The organism is Methylobacterium gossipiicola (assembly GCF_900113485.1).
GTDB lineage: Bacteria > Pseudomonadota > Alphaproteobacteria > Rhizobiales > Beijerinckiaceae > Methylobacterium > Methylobacterium gossipiicola.
This window is the reverse complement of sequence record NZ_FOPM01000007.1, coordinates 1-18003: the sequence shown is the minus strand read 5'-3', so window position 1 is coordinate 18003 and position 18003 is coordinate 1. Positions and strand designations below refer to the sequence as shown.

The 18003-nt window shown below is 65.1% G+C and carries 17 protein-coding genes and 2 tRNA genes; 10 read left to right on the top strand and 9 right to left on the bottom strand.

Going from position 1 to position 18003, the window contains the following annotated elements; translation table 11 throughout:
• The first annotated feature begins 13 nt into the window (after positions 1–13).
• The 3 genes from BM249_RS07630 to BM249_RS07620 all read left to right on the top strand — a co-directional run bounded on the left by BM249_RS07630 (position 14) and on the right by BM249_RS07620 (position 5906).
• On the top strand, positions 14–4387 hold the full coding sequence (locus BM249_RS07630) for a D-alanyl-D-alanine carboxypeptidase family protein (protein ID WP_091970563.1): 4374 nt from the start codon (positions 14–16) through the stop codon (positions 4385–4387).
• Positions 4388–4473: 86 nt separating this feature from the next.
• The gene (gene rnhA, locus BM249_RS07625; RefSeq protein WP_091970561.1) at positions 4474–4944 is read left to right on the top strand and encodes a ribonuclease HI; all 471 of its coding nucleotides are present in this window, start codon (positions 4474–4476) and stop codon (positions 4942–4944) included.
• Positions 4945–4988: 44 nt separating this feature from the next.
• The gene (locus BM249_RS07620) at positions 4989–5906 is read left to right on the top strand and encodes a DUF4238 domain-containing protein (RefSeq protein ID WP_091970559.1); all 918 of its coding nucleotides are present in this window, start codon (positions 4989–4991) and stop codon (positions 5904–5906) included.
• 248 nt (positions 5907–6154) lie between these two features.
• Here the strand turns inward: BM249_RS07620 and BM249_RS07615 are convergent, their stop codons facing one another.
• The 3 genes from BM249_RS07615 to BM249_RS07605 form a co-directional block, all read right to left on the bottom strand.
• A complete protein-coding gene (locus BM249_RS07615) occupies positions 6155–7729 on the bottom strand; it encodes a tyrosine-type recombinase/integrase (RefSeq protein ID WP_091970556.1) in 1575 nt (524 codons plus the stop codon).
• A gap of 82 nt (positions 7730–7811) precedes the next feature.
• A tRNA-Leu gene (locus tag BM249_RS07610) sits at positions 7812–7896 on the bottom strand.
• A 104-nt stretch (positions 7897–8000) separates the two neighbouring features.
• The gene (locus tag BM249_RS07605; RefSeq protein ID WP_091970554.1) at positions 8001–8303 is read right to left on the bottom strand and encodes a FliM/FliN family flagellar motor switch protein; all 303 of its coding nucleotides are present in this window, start codon (positions 8301–8303) and stop codon (positions 8001–8003) included.
• Between the two features lie 85 nt (positions 8304–8388).
• Here BM249_RS07605 and lipB point away from each other — a divergent pair, with 85 nt between their 5' ends.
• The gene (gene lipB / locus BM249_RS07600) at positions 8389–9180 is read left to right on the top strand and encodes a lipoyl(octanoyl) transferase LipB (RefSeq protein WP_425284803.1); all 792 of its coding nucleotides are present in this window, start codon (positions 8389–8391) and stop codon (positions 9178–9180) included.
• Here lipB and BM249_RS07595 read toward each other — a convergent pair.
• The gene (locus tag BM249_RS07595; RefSeq protein ID WP_091970551.1) at positions 9123–9563 is read right to left on the bottom strand and encodes a PACE efflux transporter; all 441 of its coding nucleotides are present in this window, start codon (positions 9561–9563) and stop codon (positions 9123–9125) included. The two genes, lipB and BM249_RS07595, sit on opposite strands and share 58 nt — an antisense overlap.
• A gap of 89 nt (positions 9564–9652) precedes the next feature.
• Between BM249_RS07595 and BM249_RS07590 the strand changes: the two genes are divergently transcribed.
• Complete coding sequence (locus BM249_RS07590) at positions 9653–10561, top strand: LysR family transcriptional regulator (protein WP_091970549.1); 909 nt, start codon at positions 9653–9655, stop codon at positions 10559–10561.
• A gap of 33 nt (positions 10562–10594) precedes the next feature.
• Here the strand turns inward: BM249_RS07590 and BM249_RS07585 are convergent, their stop codons facing one another.
• The 3 genes from BM249_RS07585 to BM249_RS07575 form a co-directional block, all read right to left on the bottom strand.
• Positions 10595–11482, bottom strand: coding sequence for a cation diffusion facilitator family transporter (locus BM249_RS07585; protein ID WP_091970547.1), 888 nt, complete (start codon positions 11480–11482; stop codon positions 10595–10597).
• A gap of 127 nt (positions 11483–11609) precedes the next feature.
• Positions 11610–11864, bottom strand: coding sequence for a hypothetical protein (locus BM249_RS07580; RefSeq protein ID WP_091970545.1), 255 nt, complete (start codon positions 11862–11864; stop codon positions 11610–11612).
• A gap of 41 nt (positions 11865–11905) precedes the next feature.
• Positions 11906–12157: a hypothetical protein gene (locus tag BM249_RS07575; protein WP_091970544.1), complete on the bottom strand. Its 252-nt coding sequence runs from the start codon at positions 12155–12157 to the stop codon at positions 11906–11908.
• A 131-nt stretch (positions 12158–12288) separates the two neighbouring features.
• Between BM249_RS07575 and queA the strand changes: the two genes are divergently transcribed.
• Positions 12289–13374 (top strand): tRNA preQ1(34) S-adenosylmethionine ribosyltransferase-isomerase QueA, encoded by a 1086-nt coding sequence (gene queA, locus BM249_RS07570; protein WP_091970542.1) that lies wholly within the window; start codon positions 12289–12291, stop codon positions 13372–13374.
• A gap of 44 nt (positions 13375–13418) precedes the next feature.
• Positions 13419–14576 carry a tRNA guanosine(34) transglycosylase Tgt gene (tgt, locus tag BM249_RS07565; RefSeq protein ID WP_091970540.1) on the top strand — a complete coding sequence of 386 codons (1158 nt, stop codon included), beginning with the start codon at positions 13419–13421 and terminating at the stop codon, positions 14574–14576.
• A 122-nt stretch (positions 14577–14698) separates the two neighbouring features.
• Here tgt and BM249_RS07560 read toward each other — a convergent pair whose 3' ends face one another.
• Complete coding sequence (locus tag BM249_RS07560; RefSeq protein WP_425284807.1) at positions 14699–15766, bottom strand: hypothetical protein; 1068 nt, start codon at positions 15764–15766, stop codon at positions 14699–14701.
• 121 nt (positions 15767–15887) lie between these two features.
• Here BM249_RS07560 and BM249_RS07555 point away from each other — a divergent pair.
• The 3 genes from BM249_RS07555 to BM249_RS21605 all read left to right on the top strand — a co-directional run bounded on the left by BM249_RS07555 (position 15888) and on the right by BM249_RS21605 (position 17410).
• A tRNA-Lys gene (locus BM249_RS07555) sits at positions 15888–15963 on the top strand.
• Positions 15964–16423: 460 nt separating this feature from the next.
• On the top strand, positions 16424–17140 hold the full coding sequence (locus tag BM249_RS21155) for a class I SAM-dependent methyltransferase (protein ID WP_143103705.1): 717 nt from the start codon (positions 16424–16426) through the stop codon (positions 17138–17140).
• A gap of 126 nt (positions 17141–17266) precedes the next feature.
• Positions 17267–17410 (top strand): hypothetical protein, encoded by a 144-nt coding sequence (locus BM249_RS21605; RefSeq protein WP_177232356.1) that lies wholly within the window; start codon positions 17267–17269, stop codon positions 17408–17410.
• Positions 17411–17481: 71 nt separating this feature from the next.
• Here BM249_RS21605 and BM249_RS07550 read toward each other — a convergent pair.
• Positions 17482–18003: transposase (locus BM249_RS07550; protein WP_143103704.1), on the bottom strand; the 522-nt coding region annotated here is incomplete at its 5' end.

The following is an 18003-nucleotide window of genomic DNA, read 5'->3' as shown; positions in this document are numbered from 1 at the left end:
CCAAGAGAATCACATGAACGATCCCGTCCCGTCACAGGGCGAGAGCGATGGCACACCCGTGCCTGCGCCCGTCACTCTCCCGGAGCAGACCGTAAAGGCCCCTTCAGAAGCCCCAGAAGCCCCACAGACAGGCACCAAGCCCGCTCCGGTACTCGCTCAGCCTCCTGCCCCGATGCCCGCTCCTGAGGCTCCTACGGGCATCCAGCCGCCTCGCATCACGCAGCCTATCGTGGCCCCGGTATCGAACGGTCCATGGGAGCCTGAACTGGAGCGTTCATCTGCCTCAGCGGGTGTGGACGTGAACCTCATGCGCCGTGTTGCGACCACGGAGAGTGGCAACAACACGAACGCTCGTGCCCGTACCTCCACGGCTGGTGGCCTGTTCCAGATCATCGACGGAACTTGGAACGACCTCTCGGCTCGCTATCCCCAGCTCGGTCTCACCAACCGTATGGACCCCATCCAGCAAGCCCGTGTGGCTCCCTTCTACATGAAGGAGATCAACGAGAACCTGACCAGGGTGGTTGGGCGAGCGCCTACCGCCGCTGAGAGCAAGCTCGGGTGGGTCTTCGGTCCCACGGGCGGGGCCATGATCCTCAAGGCGTCCCCTGACACCCCAGTGGATCGCGTCCTCGACACGTCAGCCATCGCCTCCAATCCCGGCATCTTCAAGAAGGTCCGCACTGTCGGGGACCTCTACGCCTGGGCGGGTGGCACGATGGGCGAGGAGGGGGCTCACCCGAAGCCCCGCATCGACCTCAAGCCCTTCCTGGCTCCCGGTCACGATGCCGAGCACCTCGATAAGATGGACTGGGACTTGAAGTCCCGCTTGGCGAACATGGTCGCTGACATGCCCGAGAACCTTCGGGCCAAGTTCCAGATCAACTCTGGCTTCCGTTCCCCGGAGCGTCAGGCCGAGCTGTTTGCGGCGGCGGTGAAGAAGTACGGCTCGGAGGAGGCTGCACGGAAGTGGGTTGCTCCTCCCGGCAACTCCATGCACAACCACGGACGTGCTGCCGATCTGAACATGAACGGCGACCCGGCTGTGAAGGAGTGGCTCCACGCCAACGCATCCAAATACGGCCTTGGGTTCCCCATGAGCCACGAGCCGTGGCACATTGAGGCCCTGGACGCGCGTGCCTCCAAGATCGCCCGAATGGGCATGACCAGCGACCCTGTCAGCACCTCTCAGCGCATCCCGTTCACCCGTGAAGATGACCGTCAGCGGGTGAAGGCTGAGGAGAACAAGGCGTACTCCCTCGTCCAGGCTGCCCAGGCGTCAGCCACCCAGGACTGGATGATCGCCAATGCCCTAAAGTCCAACAACAAGGCCGTCTATGACCCCGGCTTCGATCCCGCCTCGGTGCCTAAGAACGAGGACGTGAAGGCCCTGGACGCACGCTATCTGCCCTACCTGTCGAAGGCGATGTCCGAGCAGGACTTGGACTTCCGCATTAGGCAGGCTCAAGGGGACGCTGAACGGGAGAGCAGGCTGGCTGCGACCCGTGGCGGTATACTGATCCGTCTGGCGACCGGCATGGCTGACCCTGCGGGGCTCGCATTGTCCGCTATCGCCCCCGTTGGTGCCCTCGTCCAGGGCAGCCGAATGGCTCGTCTGGGTGCCGCTGCTGCTGATGGCGCTATCGGTGCCCTGGCCTCCGAAACCCCGGCAATGGTCGACCGCCCCGGCTACGAGACCCAAGAGGCGCTCTGGGCTGGTGTAATGGGCACTGCGGGATACCTGGCTCTCAACCGAAGCGCCTGGAAGGGAACCCACGTCGAGGAGACTGCCGAGCAGGCCGTGAAGTCCCTGCATGGGCTCCGTACCGAGCTGGAGAGCGGTACGGCCTTCAGCAACAAGTCCGCTGGTGCCGCTGCGGTGCCTTGGGCTCGTGATCCTGTCCGCTCCGACACCTATGAGCTGTCCCTGCTGAAGACGGAGGCTTCCGGTGACGCCCTGGTGAACCCCCTGCGGTTCGATATGGCCCGCCACAAGAACTCTCCGAACCCCCTGGTGGCGTCCCTGACGGACAACCTCGTGCAGGATACCATCGGCAACAAGAACACCTCGAAGGCCGTCTCCATCCCCGTAGAGGCCCAGGCACGGCAGCTTGAGGAGCGCGCTAACACCGTCTGGTCGCGTGAGTACGAGGCCGCTACCGCTGACTACAGGAAGCGAAACAACATCTCGTGGTACGATTGGCAGGCTGGCAAGGAAGTCGAGTTCCAGCGTGAGATCAGCTACGCCGTCCGAAACACCGATCCCCTGACCCAGGTGGACCCGGCTGTGCAGCAGATGGCATCAAGCTGGCAGAAGCAGGCCGAACACTGGCGTGAGCTGGCCAGGAACCCTGGTAAGGAGCGTGGCGAGACTATGCGCCCCTTACCGGGAGCTGAGGACTGGGCTGATAACCCGAACTACCTCCCTCGGTACACCAATTGGGGCCGCTTCAACGAGCTGAACATGGAGCACGGCAACGAGCTGCGCCGCCTTCTCGGCACGGCCATCGAGCGAAAGAACCCTGACCTCGACCCGAAGTTCGCAGCCAAGCTGGGCTCCTACTACTACGACCGCCTCGCGAAGGTGGATGCAGGCCAGGAGCTGTCCACCATGAAGGCCCTGTCAGGCTCCGATGTGGAAGCTCTGAGGGCTGATCTGGTGCGTTATGGGCTCGATGAGGTGGAGGTAAACCAAGCCCTCTACCAACTTGAGCAGAAGGCTGGTGACGGGAAGTCCATGACGAGCCGTCAGAAGCGCCGTACGGTCATGGACGAGAACTTCAAGATGACCTTGGAGGGACGCAACGGGCCTCGTGAGGTGGCTATCGCCGACCTCTGGGAGGACAACATGCATTCCATCGTCCACGCCTACAATAAGCAGATGTCTGGCGCTGTCGCCATGGCACAGCTCCGCATTGAGAACCCGAAGTGGCACCCTGACGGTGATGGCCCGAAGTACCTCGTGGACGGTGTTCACTCTGAGGGCGACTGGCAGAAGCTGGAGGCTCAAGCACGGGCACTCGACAAGGAGTTCCGACCCGAAGACGGTGGAAAGCGGATTGAGACGGAGCTAGCCGACCTTCGGTTTGCCTTCGACGCAATCCGAGGTGTTCCCCACAACTTCGACCGTACGCAACTCGGTCAGGCCATGAGAGTGATCCAGAAGGTCAACTTCGTGCGCCTGATGTCCCAGGCTGGTTGGTCCTCAGTGGCCGAGTTCGGGCGCATCCTGGGTGAGTTCGGTGTGAAGCACATGCTCCAGACCATCCCCACCTTCCGCGACTTCATGCGTGATGCCCGTACCGGCAAGCTCCTTCGGGACGAGTTGGAGGACTGGGAGTACGCCTTCACGTCCGGAACGGACCACCTCCGTGGCTCTGGCATGACGTGGCAAGGTTCCCAGGTGGCCTCTGCCATGAACGATGGGGCCTCGAAGCGGGCAGGAGGCTTTCTCGACCGTGCCGAGCAGATCACCTCGAAGGCATCCCGGTACACCTCCATGGTCTCCCTAGCGCCCCTCACCACGTTCCAAGAGCGGTGGGCGATGAAGGCAGCGGTCTCGAAGTTTCGTGCTGCTGCCTTGGAAGACGGTGCCCTCTCCGAGAAGCGTATGCGGCTGATCGGGCTGGATGACGACATGCAGAAGCGGGTGCTGAAGGAGATCAAGACGCACAACTCGACCATCGAAGGGGAGAACGGGCGTAAGGTCGAAATCCTCGGTTTGGAGAAGTGGGAGCCCCAGGTTCGCTCTGCCTTCGAGCACGCGATCACCACATGGACCCGTAGGACCATTCAACAGAACGATCTGGGCCAGATGAACGCCATGTTGGGTTCCCCGATGGCGAAGCTACTGTTCCAGTTCAGGAACTTCACGATTGGTGCTTGGTCCAAACAGACGCTCTCAGCGGTCCATAATCACGAGCTGAACGACCTCTTTGGTTTCATGGCTTCGATGCTGTTTGGGGCGATGGCGTACACCGTTCAGACCAACCTGAGCCTCATAGGGTTGTCTGAGGAGGACCGGAAGAAGGCGGTAAGCGACCGCCTGAGTGACGCTAAGATCGCCATGGCAGGTTTCCAGAGAGCGGGCGCTTCGTCGCTCATTCCGGGTGCGTTTGATTTCGGAGCGGGGATCGCGGGGTTCGACCCGTGGTTCAACACGAGGAGCACTCAGCAGCCTTCAGCAGGCTTGCTTGCCAATCCCACTGCCGGGCTGGTGGACGACTTCATGAAGGGGATCGGTGGGGTCACCGGCTCCTTCCACGAGGGCGGCAAGCTGGTCAGCGGAGACGTTCGCAACCTCTCCAGGGCGCTGAACGTGCTGCACAACTACCCGCTGATGATTCAGACGATCAACGCCACATCATCGCTCCTCCCGGCCAAGTAACCGGGGGAGGGCGCATCACACACGACCAACCGGGAGGGGCTCGCAAGGGCTCCTCCCTTTTTCGTTTCAGAATAGGATCACGAAACATGACAGACGAGATCACCAAGAGCACACCACGCGAGATCACCATCGCCTTTGACGGGGCCTGTAAGGGCAACCCTGGACGGGGCGGTTACGGGGCCATCCTCGTGAACACCCGCACGGGCGCTGAGAAGGTCGTAAAGGGCTGTGAGGCCAACACCACGAACAACCGGATGGAGCTAACAGCGGCCATCGCGGGCCTGGGAGCCCTCAGCCCCGGTGCCGTGGTCACCATGCTGGGAGACAGTCAGTACGTCATCAAAGGCGTGACCGAATGGCTTCCAGGGTGGAAGGCAAAGGGCTGGAAGGCAGCCGGGGGAAAGCCAGTGGCGAACAAGGAGCTATGGCAGGCACTGGAGATGGCCGTAGCGCGTCACGAGAGCGTTGAGTGGGTGTGGGTGAAGGGGCACGCTGGGCACGAGCTGAACGAGCGCGTGGACGAGATCGCTAGCGGGGAAGCTGAACGAGCTCGCTAAATACGAACTTGGCAGGGCGCCTTTAGTACGAGTAAGCTCTTTGGATGGGTGAGACACAGGTCGCGTGGCGGCACCACTACATACCAGAGTTCTACCTGAAGCGTTGGGCCAACAGCAAAGGGCAACTCATCGAGTTCAGTAAGCCCTACGGCCCATCTGTGAAGCCGCAGCGCAGGTATCCGCGCGAGACGGGCTTTATGGATAAGCTCTACGCCATTGAAGGCGTACCAGAACATCTCTCCCACTATTTCGAGACTGCGTTTTTCAGGCCAGTCGACACCAAGGCCGCGACTGTTCTTGAAAAGATGGAAGCCGGTGGACGCAACTTCTCAGCTACCGAGAGGTCAGCATGGGGAAGGTTTATCCTCTCCCTGATCTTCCGGCATCCTGAGAATGTCTCCGCCATCAAGGGGCGCCTTGCACACGACTACCTCGAAACGTCTCCCGATGCAGAAAGAGCGTACAGACGTAGGCGGCTGCCTAACGATCCACGCACTCTACGCGAAGCGATGTCTGCTGAAAGAACTCGGCCCGCTCTCGTTCAGCACGCCATGCGCCTCCTAGCGTCAACATCAAACAGCCCAAAAATCGGAAGCCACCTTATCAACATGAGGTGGGGAATGGTGTCGCTCCCATTCCACGCACCAGCCCTCCTAACTTCGGATCGTCCAGTAGTCTGGGCCTACGGACTACAACATCCAGATAGCCACATTCTGCTGCCAGTTGGTCCAAAGAAGATATTCTTCGCGGTCAACAGCGAAGCCATCCAGTTGACGCTAAATACGATGGACCCTTCATCGCTCGCAAGGTTCGTCAATGAACAGGTTGTAAGGCGGGCGAAGAAGTTGGTATTTGGATTTTCTGACGGGCATTTAGATTATGTACAGCGACACATGGGGGTGAACCCTGAGGTCACCATTCCTGATCAATTGGTAGGATACCGAAGAAACCCTCGCAGCTAGGGGTTTCTCTGCCCATAGGCAGAGACCGGGATGCGATCCAGCGCCTCCTTCATCGTAGCGAGAGTGACGGTGCCGTACGCCTTCGCAACACTGTCCGGGGCATGACCCACGATGGCATCCGCAACGCTGTCGTTGATGCTTGCGGCCCGTGCGAGGGTCTTGAAGCGGTGCCTCCATGCGTGGGACGGGTCTTTCCGGTGAGCCCGACCGACCTCCAGCCCCAGGAGGCAGCACGTTCAATCGGCAACTCAGAAGCTGTAACGAGGAAATCGCTTCATTGCCTCAGTGAGCATGACGAGCGAAGGGGCCTCATATCTACGGCCCACCGAAGCCACACGATGCCCCGTTATGGCATCCCTCAACCGCTCCTCAATCCCAGCGCCAAGGGCTCGGGTCTTCCACGTGTGACGCCATCCGTGGTTCGGATCGACATCAGGATCGAGCTTCACGACCTCACGAACCCACTTGCCCACCTTGTGCCCGCGTAGCTCCGCAGGGGACGTTGACGACGCCTTGCCGTGCCTCTTGGGATCGTAGAACAAGGGACCACTCCCAGAAGCCTCCACGAAGGCCAAGAAGCCCAGTTCCAGAAGGTGAGGGTGCAATGGCACCGTGCGAGGTTCCCCCGTCTTCGTGACCCTCAGGTTCATCACCACAGTGCCTGATTCGGTCCTGATGTCTCTCGCCTCCAAGTGGGTCAGTTCCGCGATACGGGCACCTGAGTAGGCCGCGAGCCAGGGGCACCAGCGACGAGCTGCCGCGAAGGTCGGGTTGAGGGAATCAGCCTTCACTGCGGAGGCGGCAGAAAGGATGGAGGCAATCTCGGCGTCCCTGAAGGTGCGCTCCCGCTTCGGCACCTTCCTGGGCTCATCGAGCGTGATGCCCGTAACTGGGTTGGCGGGCAGGAGCTGCTTACCGGCTCGATCCACCGCCCATCCAAAAACCGAGCTGGCAGCCACCATGTCGTTCTTGTTGATCGCCCTTGGCGTCACGCCTTCCACATCGCGGCGGTGCTCCGCCCATGCGTAGAGGTCGTCACCGCTCAAGGTGCGAACGTCGCGGTCCTTCATGAACGCGCTAAGCGACCGGAAGCTGCCTCGGTATCGCTTGATGGTGTTCGCGGCCTTCTTATCGACGCTGTAGGTCGCCCACCGCTCAAACAGCTCGGCAGTCGTGACCACTTCGCCCACCGCCTCCATTCGCGGGGCAGGGGAGGGACCTGGAGGCTGCCATGCGGGAAACCGGGCGGCATCGGGATCGGGCCTGTAATCCCCTTCAGCGTTCCGGCTGATGAGCGAAGCGGCTTGCACGAGCGCGCTGTCCACAGCCTCGATAAGGCGCTTCCGGCTGCCATCATCGGTGACGATCCCCTCCCTGAGGAGAAGCACGTCCACATTAGGACCAACCCACTGATCCAGCTTGCCAGCCGCTTGGGCCTGCTGATGAAGGCGCAGCATTCCACTCCACGCCTCTGAAGGTCCAGGCTCGTCGCTCCAAGCCTTCGTCAGGTCCGCGTAAACCAGCCCGCTAAGGGCAATGATCTGGCGTTGGGTGAGCGATACCGGCCCAGCCTTCTGGGCCTCCCAGAACCGCTTCAGAGCCCCGTCAGCGACCGCGTGGCGGGTACGCGCTTCGGCAGCTTCCTTGGTGCGTAGGGACGCCTGAACGACATCCCCGACCTTCACGGAGACGAACGTATCACCGACTGGGAGAGAGACCGTCTGGCCCTTCACGCGGACCAAAAGGTCACGCGGAGTGCGCTGTCGGATATGATAGACCCCTGTCTTCGGGTCTTTCCAAGGTCGGGCTGTCATGAGGGCCATGTGGGGTACCGCTGTGTGAGAGCGCGGCTACCCGTAACCCGTTGTAATGCACCAACTCTTTGACGTTCAAGATCAAAAGAGTTGGTGCGGCCAAGAGGACTCGAACCTCCACCCCTCGCGGGACTAGCACCTCAAGCTAGCGCGTCTACCAATTCCGCCATGGCCGCATCTGTGTCACCTTGGTTCCGGTGCCGCCCCCTGAAGCGCGGCGCCCGTTTCTTCCGGCGCGGCGCAGCAATTAGCAGAAGGTTTTGGGGGCGACAAGCGGGTTTTAGGCGAATTCCGCATCTTCGAGGATCGGGACCGCGCCCTCGCCGATGGTGGCGCCCGCCGTGCGGATCACCGACTCCTTCTGGATCATCTCGGTGACCTCGATGGAGATCCGGCTTCCCGTCACCACGATCTGGCCGCGGGCGATCGGGTGGTCGTTGGCCAGGATCTCGACCATATCGGTCTCCGTGGACTCGAGTTCGATCACCGCACCCCGCCCCATGCGGAGCAGGATGTGGAGAGGCATGTGGCGGCGCCCGAGCACCACCGAGAGATCGATCTTGAGATCTTCGAGAACCGCCACGCGATCCGTTCCTTGCATCGATGGGGCGGATCGCGCCGATCGCATCCGCCCCCTGGACCCGACTGTCATGCGCGATGGTGAAATCTTGGTAAACGAACCCCTAATCGGCCGTCGCCTCGGCGTCGCAACGGGGGACTTTTTCGCGCGGGCGGGGTCGCCCCCCGTCGAATGGCGGATCAGCGACGCGCCCGTGCCCTACGACGAGGCCGTCGCCGCCATGGAGGCGCGGGCCGCCGAGATCGCGGCGGGGCGGGCCGACGAATGCGTGTGGCTCCTGGAACATCCGCCCCTCTACACGGCGGGCACCTCGGCCAACGCGGCGGATCTCGTCGATCCGGGGCGGTTTCCCGTCCACCGCACGGGCCGGGGCGGGCAATACACCTATCACGGCCCCGGCCAGCGGGTGGCCTACGTGATGCTCGACCTCGGGCGGCGGCGCACGGACCTGCGCGCCTACGTGGCCGCCCTGGAGGGCTGGATCATCGCCACCCTGGACGCCTTCAACGTCCGGGGCGAGCGGCGCGAGGACCGTGTCGGCGTCTGGGTGCGGCGGCCGGAGAAGGGGCAGGTGAACGGCGAGCCCGTCGAGGACAAGATCGCCGCCATCGGCATCCGCGTGCGGCGCTGGGTGAGCTTCCACGGCATCAGCCTCAACGTCGAACCGGATCTCGGCCATTTCACCGGCATCGTGCCGTGCGGCATCACCGGCCACGGCGTCACCAGCCTCGTCGATCTCGGCCAGCTCGTGACCCTTCCGGAGGTGGACATGCAGTTGCGGGCCGCGTTCGAGGCGATCTTCGGAGCAACCCGCATGGGGGATCAGGCGGTCGGGGCCGAAACGGCGCTCCAGCTCGGCAGCGGGAAGGCGCGGTCGTAGGCGAGGTTGAAGACGAAGGCGTAGGCCACGTAGAACGCCGCGATGGCGAGATCCATGACGAAGGCTTGCGCCAGACCGATGCCGAGGTACCAGGCGATGGGCGGCAGCAGGATCGTCAGCAGCCCGGCCTCGAACAGCACGGCGTGGGCCATTCGCAGGGGCACGCTCTTGCGCGTATGCCCGAGGCGCCGCTGCATCACCCGGTCGAAGCCGAGGTTGTAGACGTAGTTCCAGGCCGTCGCCGCCAGGGCGCTGCCGACGCCGATCACCCCCATTTCCGAAGCGTGCAGGCCGAACAGCACGGTGCCCAGCGGGATGATGAGCAGGAGGCCGAACGCCTCGAACAGGAGGGCGTGGCGGATACGGTCGCGGGTGCTGCGCATGATGAGCTCCGGAAGGGGAATTTGAGTTTCCGGCGTTCTATCTGCGATACCCCGAGGGGCAAGTTAGGACGTATCGGGATATCAGATAGATGGCCGTCTCCCTCGACCAGCTTCAGGCGTTCGTGGCCTCGGCCGAGGCGGGGTCGTTCTCCGGCGCGGCCCGGGTGCTGCGAAAGGCGCAGTCGGCCGTCAGTACGCAGGTCGCGAACCTCGAAGCCGATCTCGGGGTGGCGTTGTTCGACCGCACGGGCCGCAACCCCGTGCTCACCCCGGCGGGGGCGCGGCTGCTCCTCGAGGCGCGCGTGGTCCTCGACCGGCGCGAGCACCTCATCGGCGTGGCGAGCAGCCTGGAGCGCCGGGTGGAGAACCGCCTCGTGGTCGCCATCGACGAACTCTATCCCGAGCACGCCCTCGGCGCCCTCTTCGCCGATTTCGCCCGGGCGTTCCCGTTCGTGGAACTGGAATTGCTGTTCCCCCTCATGGAGGACGTCAGCCGCATGGTGCAGTCGGGGGCCGCCGACCTCGGCGTGATGTGGCGTCAGGAGGTGCTGCCGACGGAACTCGGGTTCCAGACCATCGGCTGGGTGCCGCTCAAGCTCGTCTGCGGGCGCGATCACCCCCTCGCGAAGGCGCGGGTGGACTGGGAGGAACTGAAGCGCCACCGCCAGATCCTCGTGGCGGCGCGCGGCGACGGCCCCGAGAAGCGCCGCCTGAGGGTCGCCGCCGAGGTGTGGTGGGTGGAGAGCCACTGGGTGATTCTGGAGATGGTGAAGCACGGCATCGGCTGGGCCTTCGTCACCGATCACGTCATCGCCGCATCCCTCACCGCCCCCTTCCTCGTCACGCCGGATCTGCAGTTCGACAAGGGCGACTGGCCCATCGCCCTGGAACTGGTCTGGCACAAGCAGCGGCCCTGCGGCCCGGCCGCGACCTGGCTGCGGGAGCGGTTCGCAGCGGAACGGATCGGGCCGGTTGCGGGGCCGAATCGGTCGGGTTGAGCCTCGCGCGGCGGACCCTTCGAGCCGTCCGCCCTACACCACCGGCACGCCGCGCCCCTTGGCCTGCTCGCCCGGTTCCACGTGAATCACCACCACGGCGCCCTCCACGGCGCCCTCGATGGCCGCTTCGAGGCGGTCGCAGATCTCGTGGGAATCCCGCACAGTCATCTCGCCCGGCACCACGAGGTGGAAATCGATGAAGGTGGCCTGACCGGCATGGCGGGTGCGGACGTCGTGCGCCTCGAGGGCGCCGGCCCCGTGGATCGAGATGAGTTCGCGGATCTGGTTCACCATCTCGGCCGGCGCGGCGCGGTCGAGGAGCCCGCTCACCGAATCACGCACCATGGTCCAGCCCGACCACAGGATGTTCAGCGCGACGAGGCCCGCGATGATGGGATCGAGCACCGCCGCCCCGGTGAGCAGCACGAGGCCGAGGCCGACGAGGACGCCCGCCGAGGTCACCACGTCGGCCAGTACGTGCCGGGCATCGGCATCGAGGGCCGGCGAGCGCCACGCCTTGGCACGGCCCAACAGGTAGAGGGCCCACGCGGCGTTGATGACAGTGGCGACGCCGTTCACCGCCAGACCCATGATCGGCGCATCGAGGGGTTTCGGATCGAGGATGCCGTGGAAGGCTTCTCGCAGGATCAGCATCGCCGCCGCGATGATGAGCGCGCCTTCGATGACGGCGGAGAAATACTCGGCCTTGTGGTGGCCGTAGGGGTGGTCCTCGTCGGCCGGGCGGGCGGCCACCCGCAGGGCCACGAACGCGAAGGCCGCCGCCGCCACGTTTATGATGCTCTCCAGGGCATCCGAGTAGAGGGCGAGGCTGCCCGTCAGGGCGAAGGCCGCAAACTTGATGGCCGTGACGAGGGCGCCGACCCCGGCGCTCGCGAGGGCGGCTTTCTGTGTGCGGTCCATGGCGGGGGTTCCGAGATCCGATGGCCCCGGCCTTAGCGCCCCCATCGCCCACAAGGCCACGGCAAAGGTTGAACCCGCCGCTGAACGATTGAGCCTTGGCTATTTCAAGCGGGACGACGCGACGGGATCACGCCGCCTGCTCGGTCTCCTCGGGCTCGCCCTCCGGCGCCTGCCCCCGGGCGGCCTCCCGCTCGGCGCTGCGGGCCGCCTGTGCCCGGGCGCGTTCGGCCTTGCGGGCATAGCCGCGCGCGACCCAACCGAAACGCGCGGCGGCCGCCAGCGCCTCGAGGCGGGTGGCCTCGCGCTCCCAGTAGGTCAGAAGCTGCGCATCGAGCGTCACCCGGCGACGCGGCGGACGGGGCTTCAGGTCGGACGAGGGCATGACACGGCTCCCAGGTGCGCGAGTGAGAGGCGGGGCGGGGTTCAGGTCCGGGGCGGGCTCGGCGGCTCGGCGGTCGGCGTCACCACGAGGGCGTCGGGGTCGCCGCGAAATCCGGCCTCCCCGGCATCCGGCACGGGGGAGGTCGGCGTGCCGAACGGTCGGCTCGGATAGGCCGCCATGAACTTGTCGCGCGCGTCCTGGGGATCGTCGGCCTTCAAGGTAAGGCTCGGGCTCTCGGGCAGGGGCCAGCGCGGATCGGCGGGATCGCGGGGGCTCAACGCGTACCAGGCCATGCGGGACCGTTCTCCTGGGGCGCCCGGGCTGTCCGGGCGGGGTGAAGCGGCAACCGGAACGGCGCCCTCCGGTTCCCGGCCTTCGCGCCGGGGCATTGATCGGACACGAAAAACCGTGCTGTTGGCGCGCCATGCGCGTCGACCTCTTCGATTTCGAGCTGCCCGAGGCGAGCATCGCCCTGCGGCCCCCCACCCCCCGCGATGCCGGCCGCCTCCTCGTGGTGCGGCCGGGGGAGGCCCTCGACGACCGGGCCGTGCGCGATCTGCCCGGTCTGCTGCGGCCCGGCGACGCCCTGGTGTTCAACGACACCCGCGTGATTCCGGCCCGGCTGAAGGGCGTGCGCCACCGTCCCGGCGCGCCGGGCCTGCGGATGGAGGCGATGCTGCACCTGCGCGAGGCGCCGGACACCTGGCGGGCCTTCGCCCGGCCGGCCAAACGCCTGGCACCGGGCGACCGGATCGTGTTCGGCCGCCAGGGCGCCGGCGAGCCGTGCGACCTCGGCGGCCTCGACGCCACCCTGGTGGAGAAGGGCGAGGCCGGGGAGATCACCCTAGCGTTCGACCTCAGCGGCCCGGACCTCGACGCGGCCATCGCGGCCACCGGCGACCTGCCCCTGCCGCCCTACATCGCGGGTAAGCGCCCGACCGATGCCCGGGACACCACCGACTACCAGACGGTCTATGCCGATGCGCCGGGGGCCGTCGCCGCCCCGACGGCGGGCCTGCACTTCTCCGAAGCTCTTCTCGCCGACCTCGACGCCGCCGGAATCCAGCGTCACCGGGTCACCCTGCACGTCGGCGCCGGCACCTTCCTGCCCGTGAAGGCCGACGACACCGACGACCACCGCATGCACGCGGAGATCGGCCACCTCTCGGGCGAGACGGCCGACGCCCTCAATCGCGTCCGGGCGGCGGGCGGACGCGTCGTGGCGGTGGGCACCACGGCCCTGCGCCTCCTCGAAAGCGCCGCCGACGCGGAGGGCCGGCTGCATCCGTTCTCCGGCCCCACCGAAATCTTCATCACCCCCGGCACACCGATCCGCGCCGTCGATGCCCTCATGACCAACTTCCACCTGCCGCGCTCGACCCTGTTCATGCTGGTCTCGGCCTTCTCGGGGCTGGAGACCATGCGGGCCGCCTACGCGCACGCCATCGAACACGGCTACCGGTTCTATTCGTACGGGGATTCGAGCCTGCTGTTTCCGGCCGGGCGATAGGCTGGTCGGTGCCAAGCCCGCCGCTCCGGTGCTAAGGAGCGGTCATGTCCGAGCCAGCCCCCGCCGCTTTCCCCCAAAACTTCACCTTCCGGGTGGATGCCACAGACGGCACCGCCCGCACGGGGGCGATCTCCATGCCGCGCGGCGTCATCCGCACGCCGGCCTTCATGCCCGTCGGCACCGCCGCCACCGTGAAGGCGATGTATCCGGGGCAGGTGCGCGACCTCGGCGCCGACGTGGTGCTCGGCAACACCTACCACCTCATGCTGCGCCCCGGCCCCGAGCGCATGGCGCGGCTGGGCGGCCTCCACCACTTCATGAACTGGCCGCACCCCATCCTCACGGATTCCGGCGGCTTCCAGGTGATGTCGCTCTCGGCGCTGCGAAAGCTCGACGAGCAGGGCGTCACCTTCCGCTCCCACGTCGACGGCTCGACCCACCACATGAGCCCCGAGCGCTCCATCGAGATTCAGGGGCTGCTCGGCTCCGACATCCAGATGCAGCTCGACGAGTGCGTGCGCCTGCCCGCCGACCACGACACCATCGAGAAGGCCATGCGCCTGTCCCTGCGCTGGGCCGAGCGCTGCCGGGTCCAGTTCGGCGAACAGCCGGGCAAGGCGATGTTCGGCATCGTCCAGGGCGGCGACGTTCCGGCCCTGCGGGTGGAGAGCGCCCGTGCCCTCGTGGACCTCGACCTCAAGGGCTACGCCATCGGCGGCCTCGCGGTCGGCGAGCCGCAGGACGTGATGCTGGCGATGATCGAGACCGTGGCGCCGCACCTGCCGCAAGCCAAGCCGCGCTACCTCATGGGCGTCGGCACCCCCGACGACCTCATGCGCTCGGTGGCGCGCGGCATCGACATGTTCGATTGCGTGATGCCGACCCGGGCCGGGCGCCACGGCCTCGCCTATACCCGCCACGGCCGCATCAATTTGCGCAACGCCCGCCACGGCGAGGACACGCGGCCGCTGGACGAAGCCTCGTCCTGCCCGGCGGCACGGGATTACAGCCGCGCCTACCTCCACCACCTCGTGCGCACGGACGAGATCCTGGGCATGATGCTGCTCACCTGGAACAACCTCGCCTATTATCAGGAGCTCATGGCCGGGATGCGCGCCGCCATCGCGGCCGGCCGCCTCGCCGATTTCTGCGACGAAACCCGCGACGCCTGGGCGAAGGCCGAAGCCGAACGCAACGCCTAACATCGGTTTCGAAGGGCAAGCCCTTCGCGGGTCCAGGCAAATTCTACCAAGGTCTGGCCCTGTGAGACCGTCGGGCTCTGCCCGACACCCGCCGAAGGGGTGCCCCCTTCGGGATCCCGGATTCAGGAGCGCGGCGTCAGCACCCGGTAGAACCCCTGCGGATCGTCCCGGCCCGTAGCGACGGCGGCGCCGAGGGCGGTGACGATACGCCCGGCGATGGGCAGGCGGTAGTGCAGGGCGTCCCAGTAATTCGTGTCCTCGGTGGTGACCGCGGAGGGGATGCGGAAATCCACCACGCGCGCGCCGTGCCGGGCGCCGATCTCGGCCACCCGCGCCTTGCAGGCGGCCTCGCGCGCGCCCTTGGCCGTGCCGGGCAGGCCCTGCGCCGCCACGTGGACGGGCATGAAGACGAGGAGGCGCCGCGTCTTCGCCGGCATCTCGCCGAGCAGCCCGTCGAGCCAGGCGAGGGCCGGCATCGGCGCGTCCACGGGATCGAGGGGCGGATCGGCCGTCGCCGCATCCGGCAGGGCGGCTCCGCCGCCATGGATATGGGCGGCGGCCCGCGCCGCGTCGTAGCGCGCCTCGGGCGGGGTGAATACGCCGTACCCATCCGCCCGCAGGCGCTCGGGCAGGCCGGTCCAGCGATTCAGCCACACCCGCGCGGCGGTGGCGACGCTCTGGCCGTTGACCTGACGCAGCAGATTCCACGGCGTGCCCTCGGCGTAGAGCCAAGTCGGGAACGGCCGGAAGGTGAGGCGCTTCACATCGGCATCGGCGGCGCACCAATTGGCATCGAGGCCGAACAGCACGGTTTTGGGCGTCGCGTGGCGCAGGAACACGCGGGCGAGGGACACCTGCTCGAACGGGGTCGCGGCGTTCATGGCGAGATTGGCGAAGCGCCCGCCGAACACCGCTTCGAGATCGTCGGGATCGAGGAGGCGCGCCGTGGAGGAGCCGAACACCGCCGCGTCGTAGAGACCGCTGCGGGCGACCTGCGGGTACATGAAGCGCTGGTTGCCATCCATCAGGGGGCTGGGTCGGTGCCCCGGCCCGACGCGCAGGCCATAGGGATCGGCCAGCGCCACGACCCCGATGGCCGCGAGGCCGAACCCGACCACGGACACCCCGAACATTGCCGCGAACCGACGCCACGCCCCGGCCTCTCGCCCCTCCGGCGCCATCTCACCCATCACGTCCCGACCGATCGTTCCACATGAAGGCGATGTGGCGCGGTTGACCCCCACCCGTCGAGCCCCTATTGCGAGCCTCGCTTCCCGGCGGATGCAGGCCACAAGCCCCCGCCACGGACGCGAGCGCGTAGCTCAGCTGGTAGAGCAACGGACTTTTAATCTGTAGGTCCTGGGTTCGAGCCCCAGCGCGCTCACCATTTTTCCTAACACTGAGAACAGGTTAGGCCCAAAGCCCAGTGTGAACAGGCCGAGACTGTGTCCACGTCCTCGGCACCTGTGTCCAAACTCCCCGTTCCCCCCGTGTGGCAGAAATGCCAAAAAGGTTGGCGCGGGTCTCTGCCCAGGACTCTTGTGGATGCGGTGACGGGGGAGGTCGAGGAGTTTAAGCTCAAGCATGTGCAACTGATTGCGAAGAACCGGTCGGGCATCTCGATGAAGGGGCTGCTGGACGAGGCGTTCGCCCTTTAACGTCGCCCGGCACGGGTTGGCCGATATCGTGCGCGAGGCCCGCTCGAGACCCAGCAGCAGGGCAAGCTCGAGAAGCAGGCCCAGGCTCAGCGCGAGCGGCAGGCCCTCAAGAAGACCCAGCAGTTCGAGGGTTAGCGTCTAAATGGCGACTGTACTCAATTCTCGTATGATGACGACGGAGACAGGAAAATGACGAGGCATATCGAACTTATTGAGCGAAGTGATCCAGAGGTTTTTGTGGTTGAGTCGCAATCGACCGACGGTGATCGTACAAGTTTTCTAGATATACAAAATATTGTCCGGAACAATTTTGATCGCTATATCTATCTTGAAGTTGGCTCTCATCTCGGTGGTACGCTTGTACCGCATCTATTGGATCCTCGTTGTAGTTCAGTGATTTCTGTGGACCCGCGCCCACCCTCCCAGCCAGACGAACGCGGCCTCGATTTTGATTACGAAGGCAACTCTACTGCGCGCATGGTGGAAGGATTAAGCAAAATCATTCCGCGATCGGGCATGCTCAAACTGCGAACGTTTGATTTGGATGTTTCTGACCTATCTCCGGAAATTGTTTCGGCAAAAGCCAATCTCGCCCTTATCGATGGTGAGCACACCAACCGCGCATGCTTTCGTGATTTCATGGCAGTACTCGGTCATGTAACGCCCGACTGTATCATTGCATTCCATGACGCCAACTTGATATATGACGCATTGCTGAATGTTGAAACATTCTTGAAGTATGAGCGGCGAAAATTCACTGCGCTCTATCTGAGACATAGCGTCTTCGCGATAGGGCTCGGCTCGATGGCAATCGCCCTGGAAGCTCTTCGTCGAGACGCTTATGATCCAAACGAATACGTAACCAACGCTCGGAATAGTTTGCAAGCATCGCTAGCGAGCCGATGACTATTAGTCTGCGCTGAATAAGCTACTCATGAGTGCCTGTGAGGCCCCGTGGCTTCTCAACGACAAACCTGCATGAAAGCGTATTATGATCCAGACAGGGATCCTACTGGCCCATCCGGTGAAGGGATGAGCGAGACCAATCCGAAAGCCGACCGCACGGCGACCGCCAAACGTCTCTCCGAACGGCTGAGCGGCTTCGTGTTGGAAAATGGGATGAGCGGAGCGGACGCGCGCGCGATCACCGACTGCGTGATCGCGTCCGAACCTTAAGCCGGGGGTGGCGACCTGATGGCGAAGGCGCGTACCTGGATGCTGATCGCGCTGAGAGTCCGTCCGATAAGTCATGCTTTTCGCCCCAGCCTTCGAACGAGGATCATGACGGCTGCGGCGTGGAGGAAGGCTTGTGCGGAGGCGAGGGTCGCCTCCGGGTCCTTCCAGGGGCGTCGGTTGCGGCGGATCCATCCGAAAAAGCGTTCCCCCCCCCATCGACGCGGATGCACGGCAAAGCCAACTTGATCCTCGGGTTTACGCACGATCGCGACGGTGATGCTCGTGGCGGTCGCGGGTCTGTCGCCAGCGTGGTCCGCATCGGCGAAGACCTTGACGATGAACGGAAGCGTTCGCCGCGACGGGCGCAGCACCGGTCCGGCCCCATCGCGATCCTGGATGTCGGCGGCCTGCGGATCGAGCACGAGGGCGCGCCCGTCCGTATCGACCAGGGCCCGGCGCTTGCGGCCCTTGACCGTCTTTCCAGCGTCGTCGCCGCGCGGCCCGCCACTCTCGGTGGTCTTCACGCTCTGGCTGTCGAGCACGGCCGCCATCGGAGAGGCCGCGCGACCGGCCCGCTCCCGGTCGGCCATGAC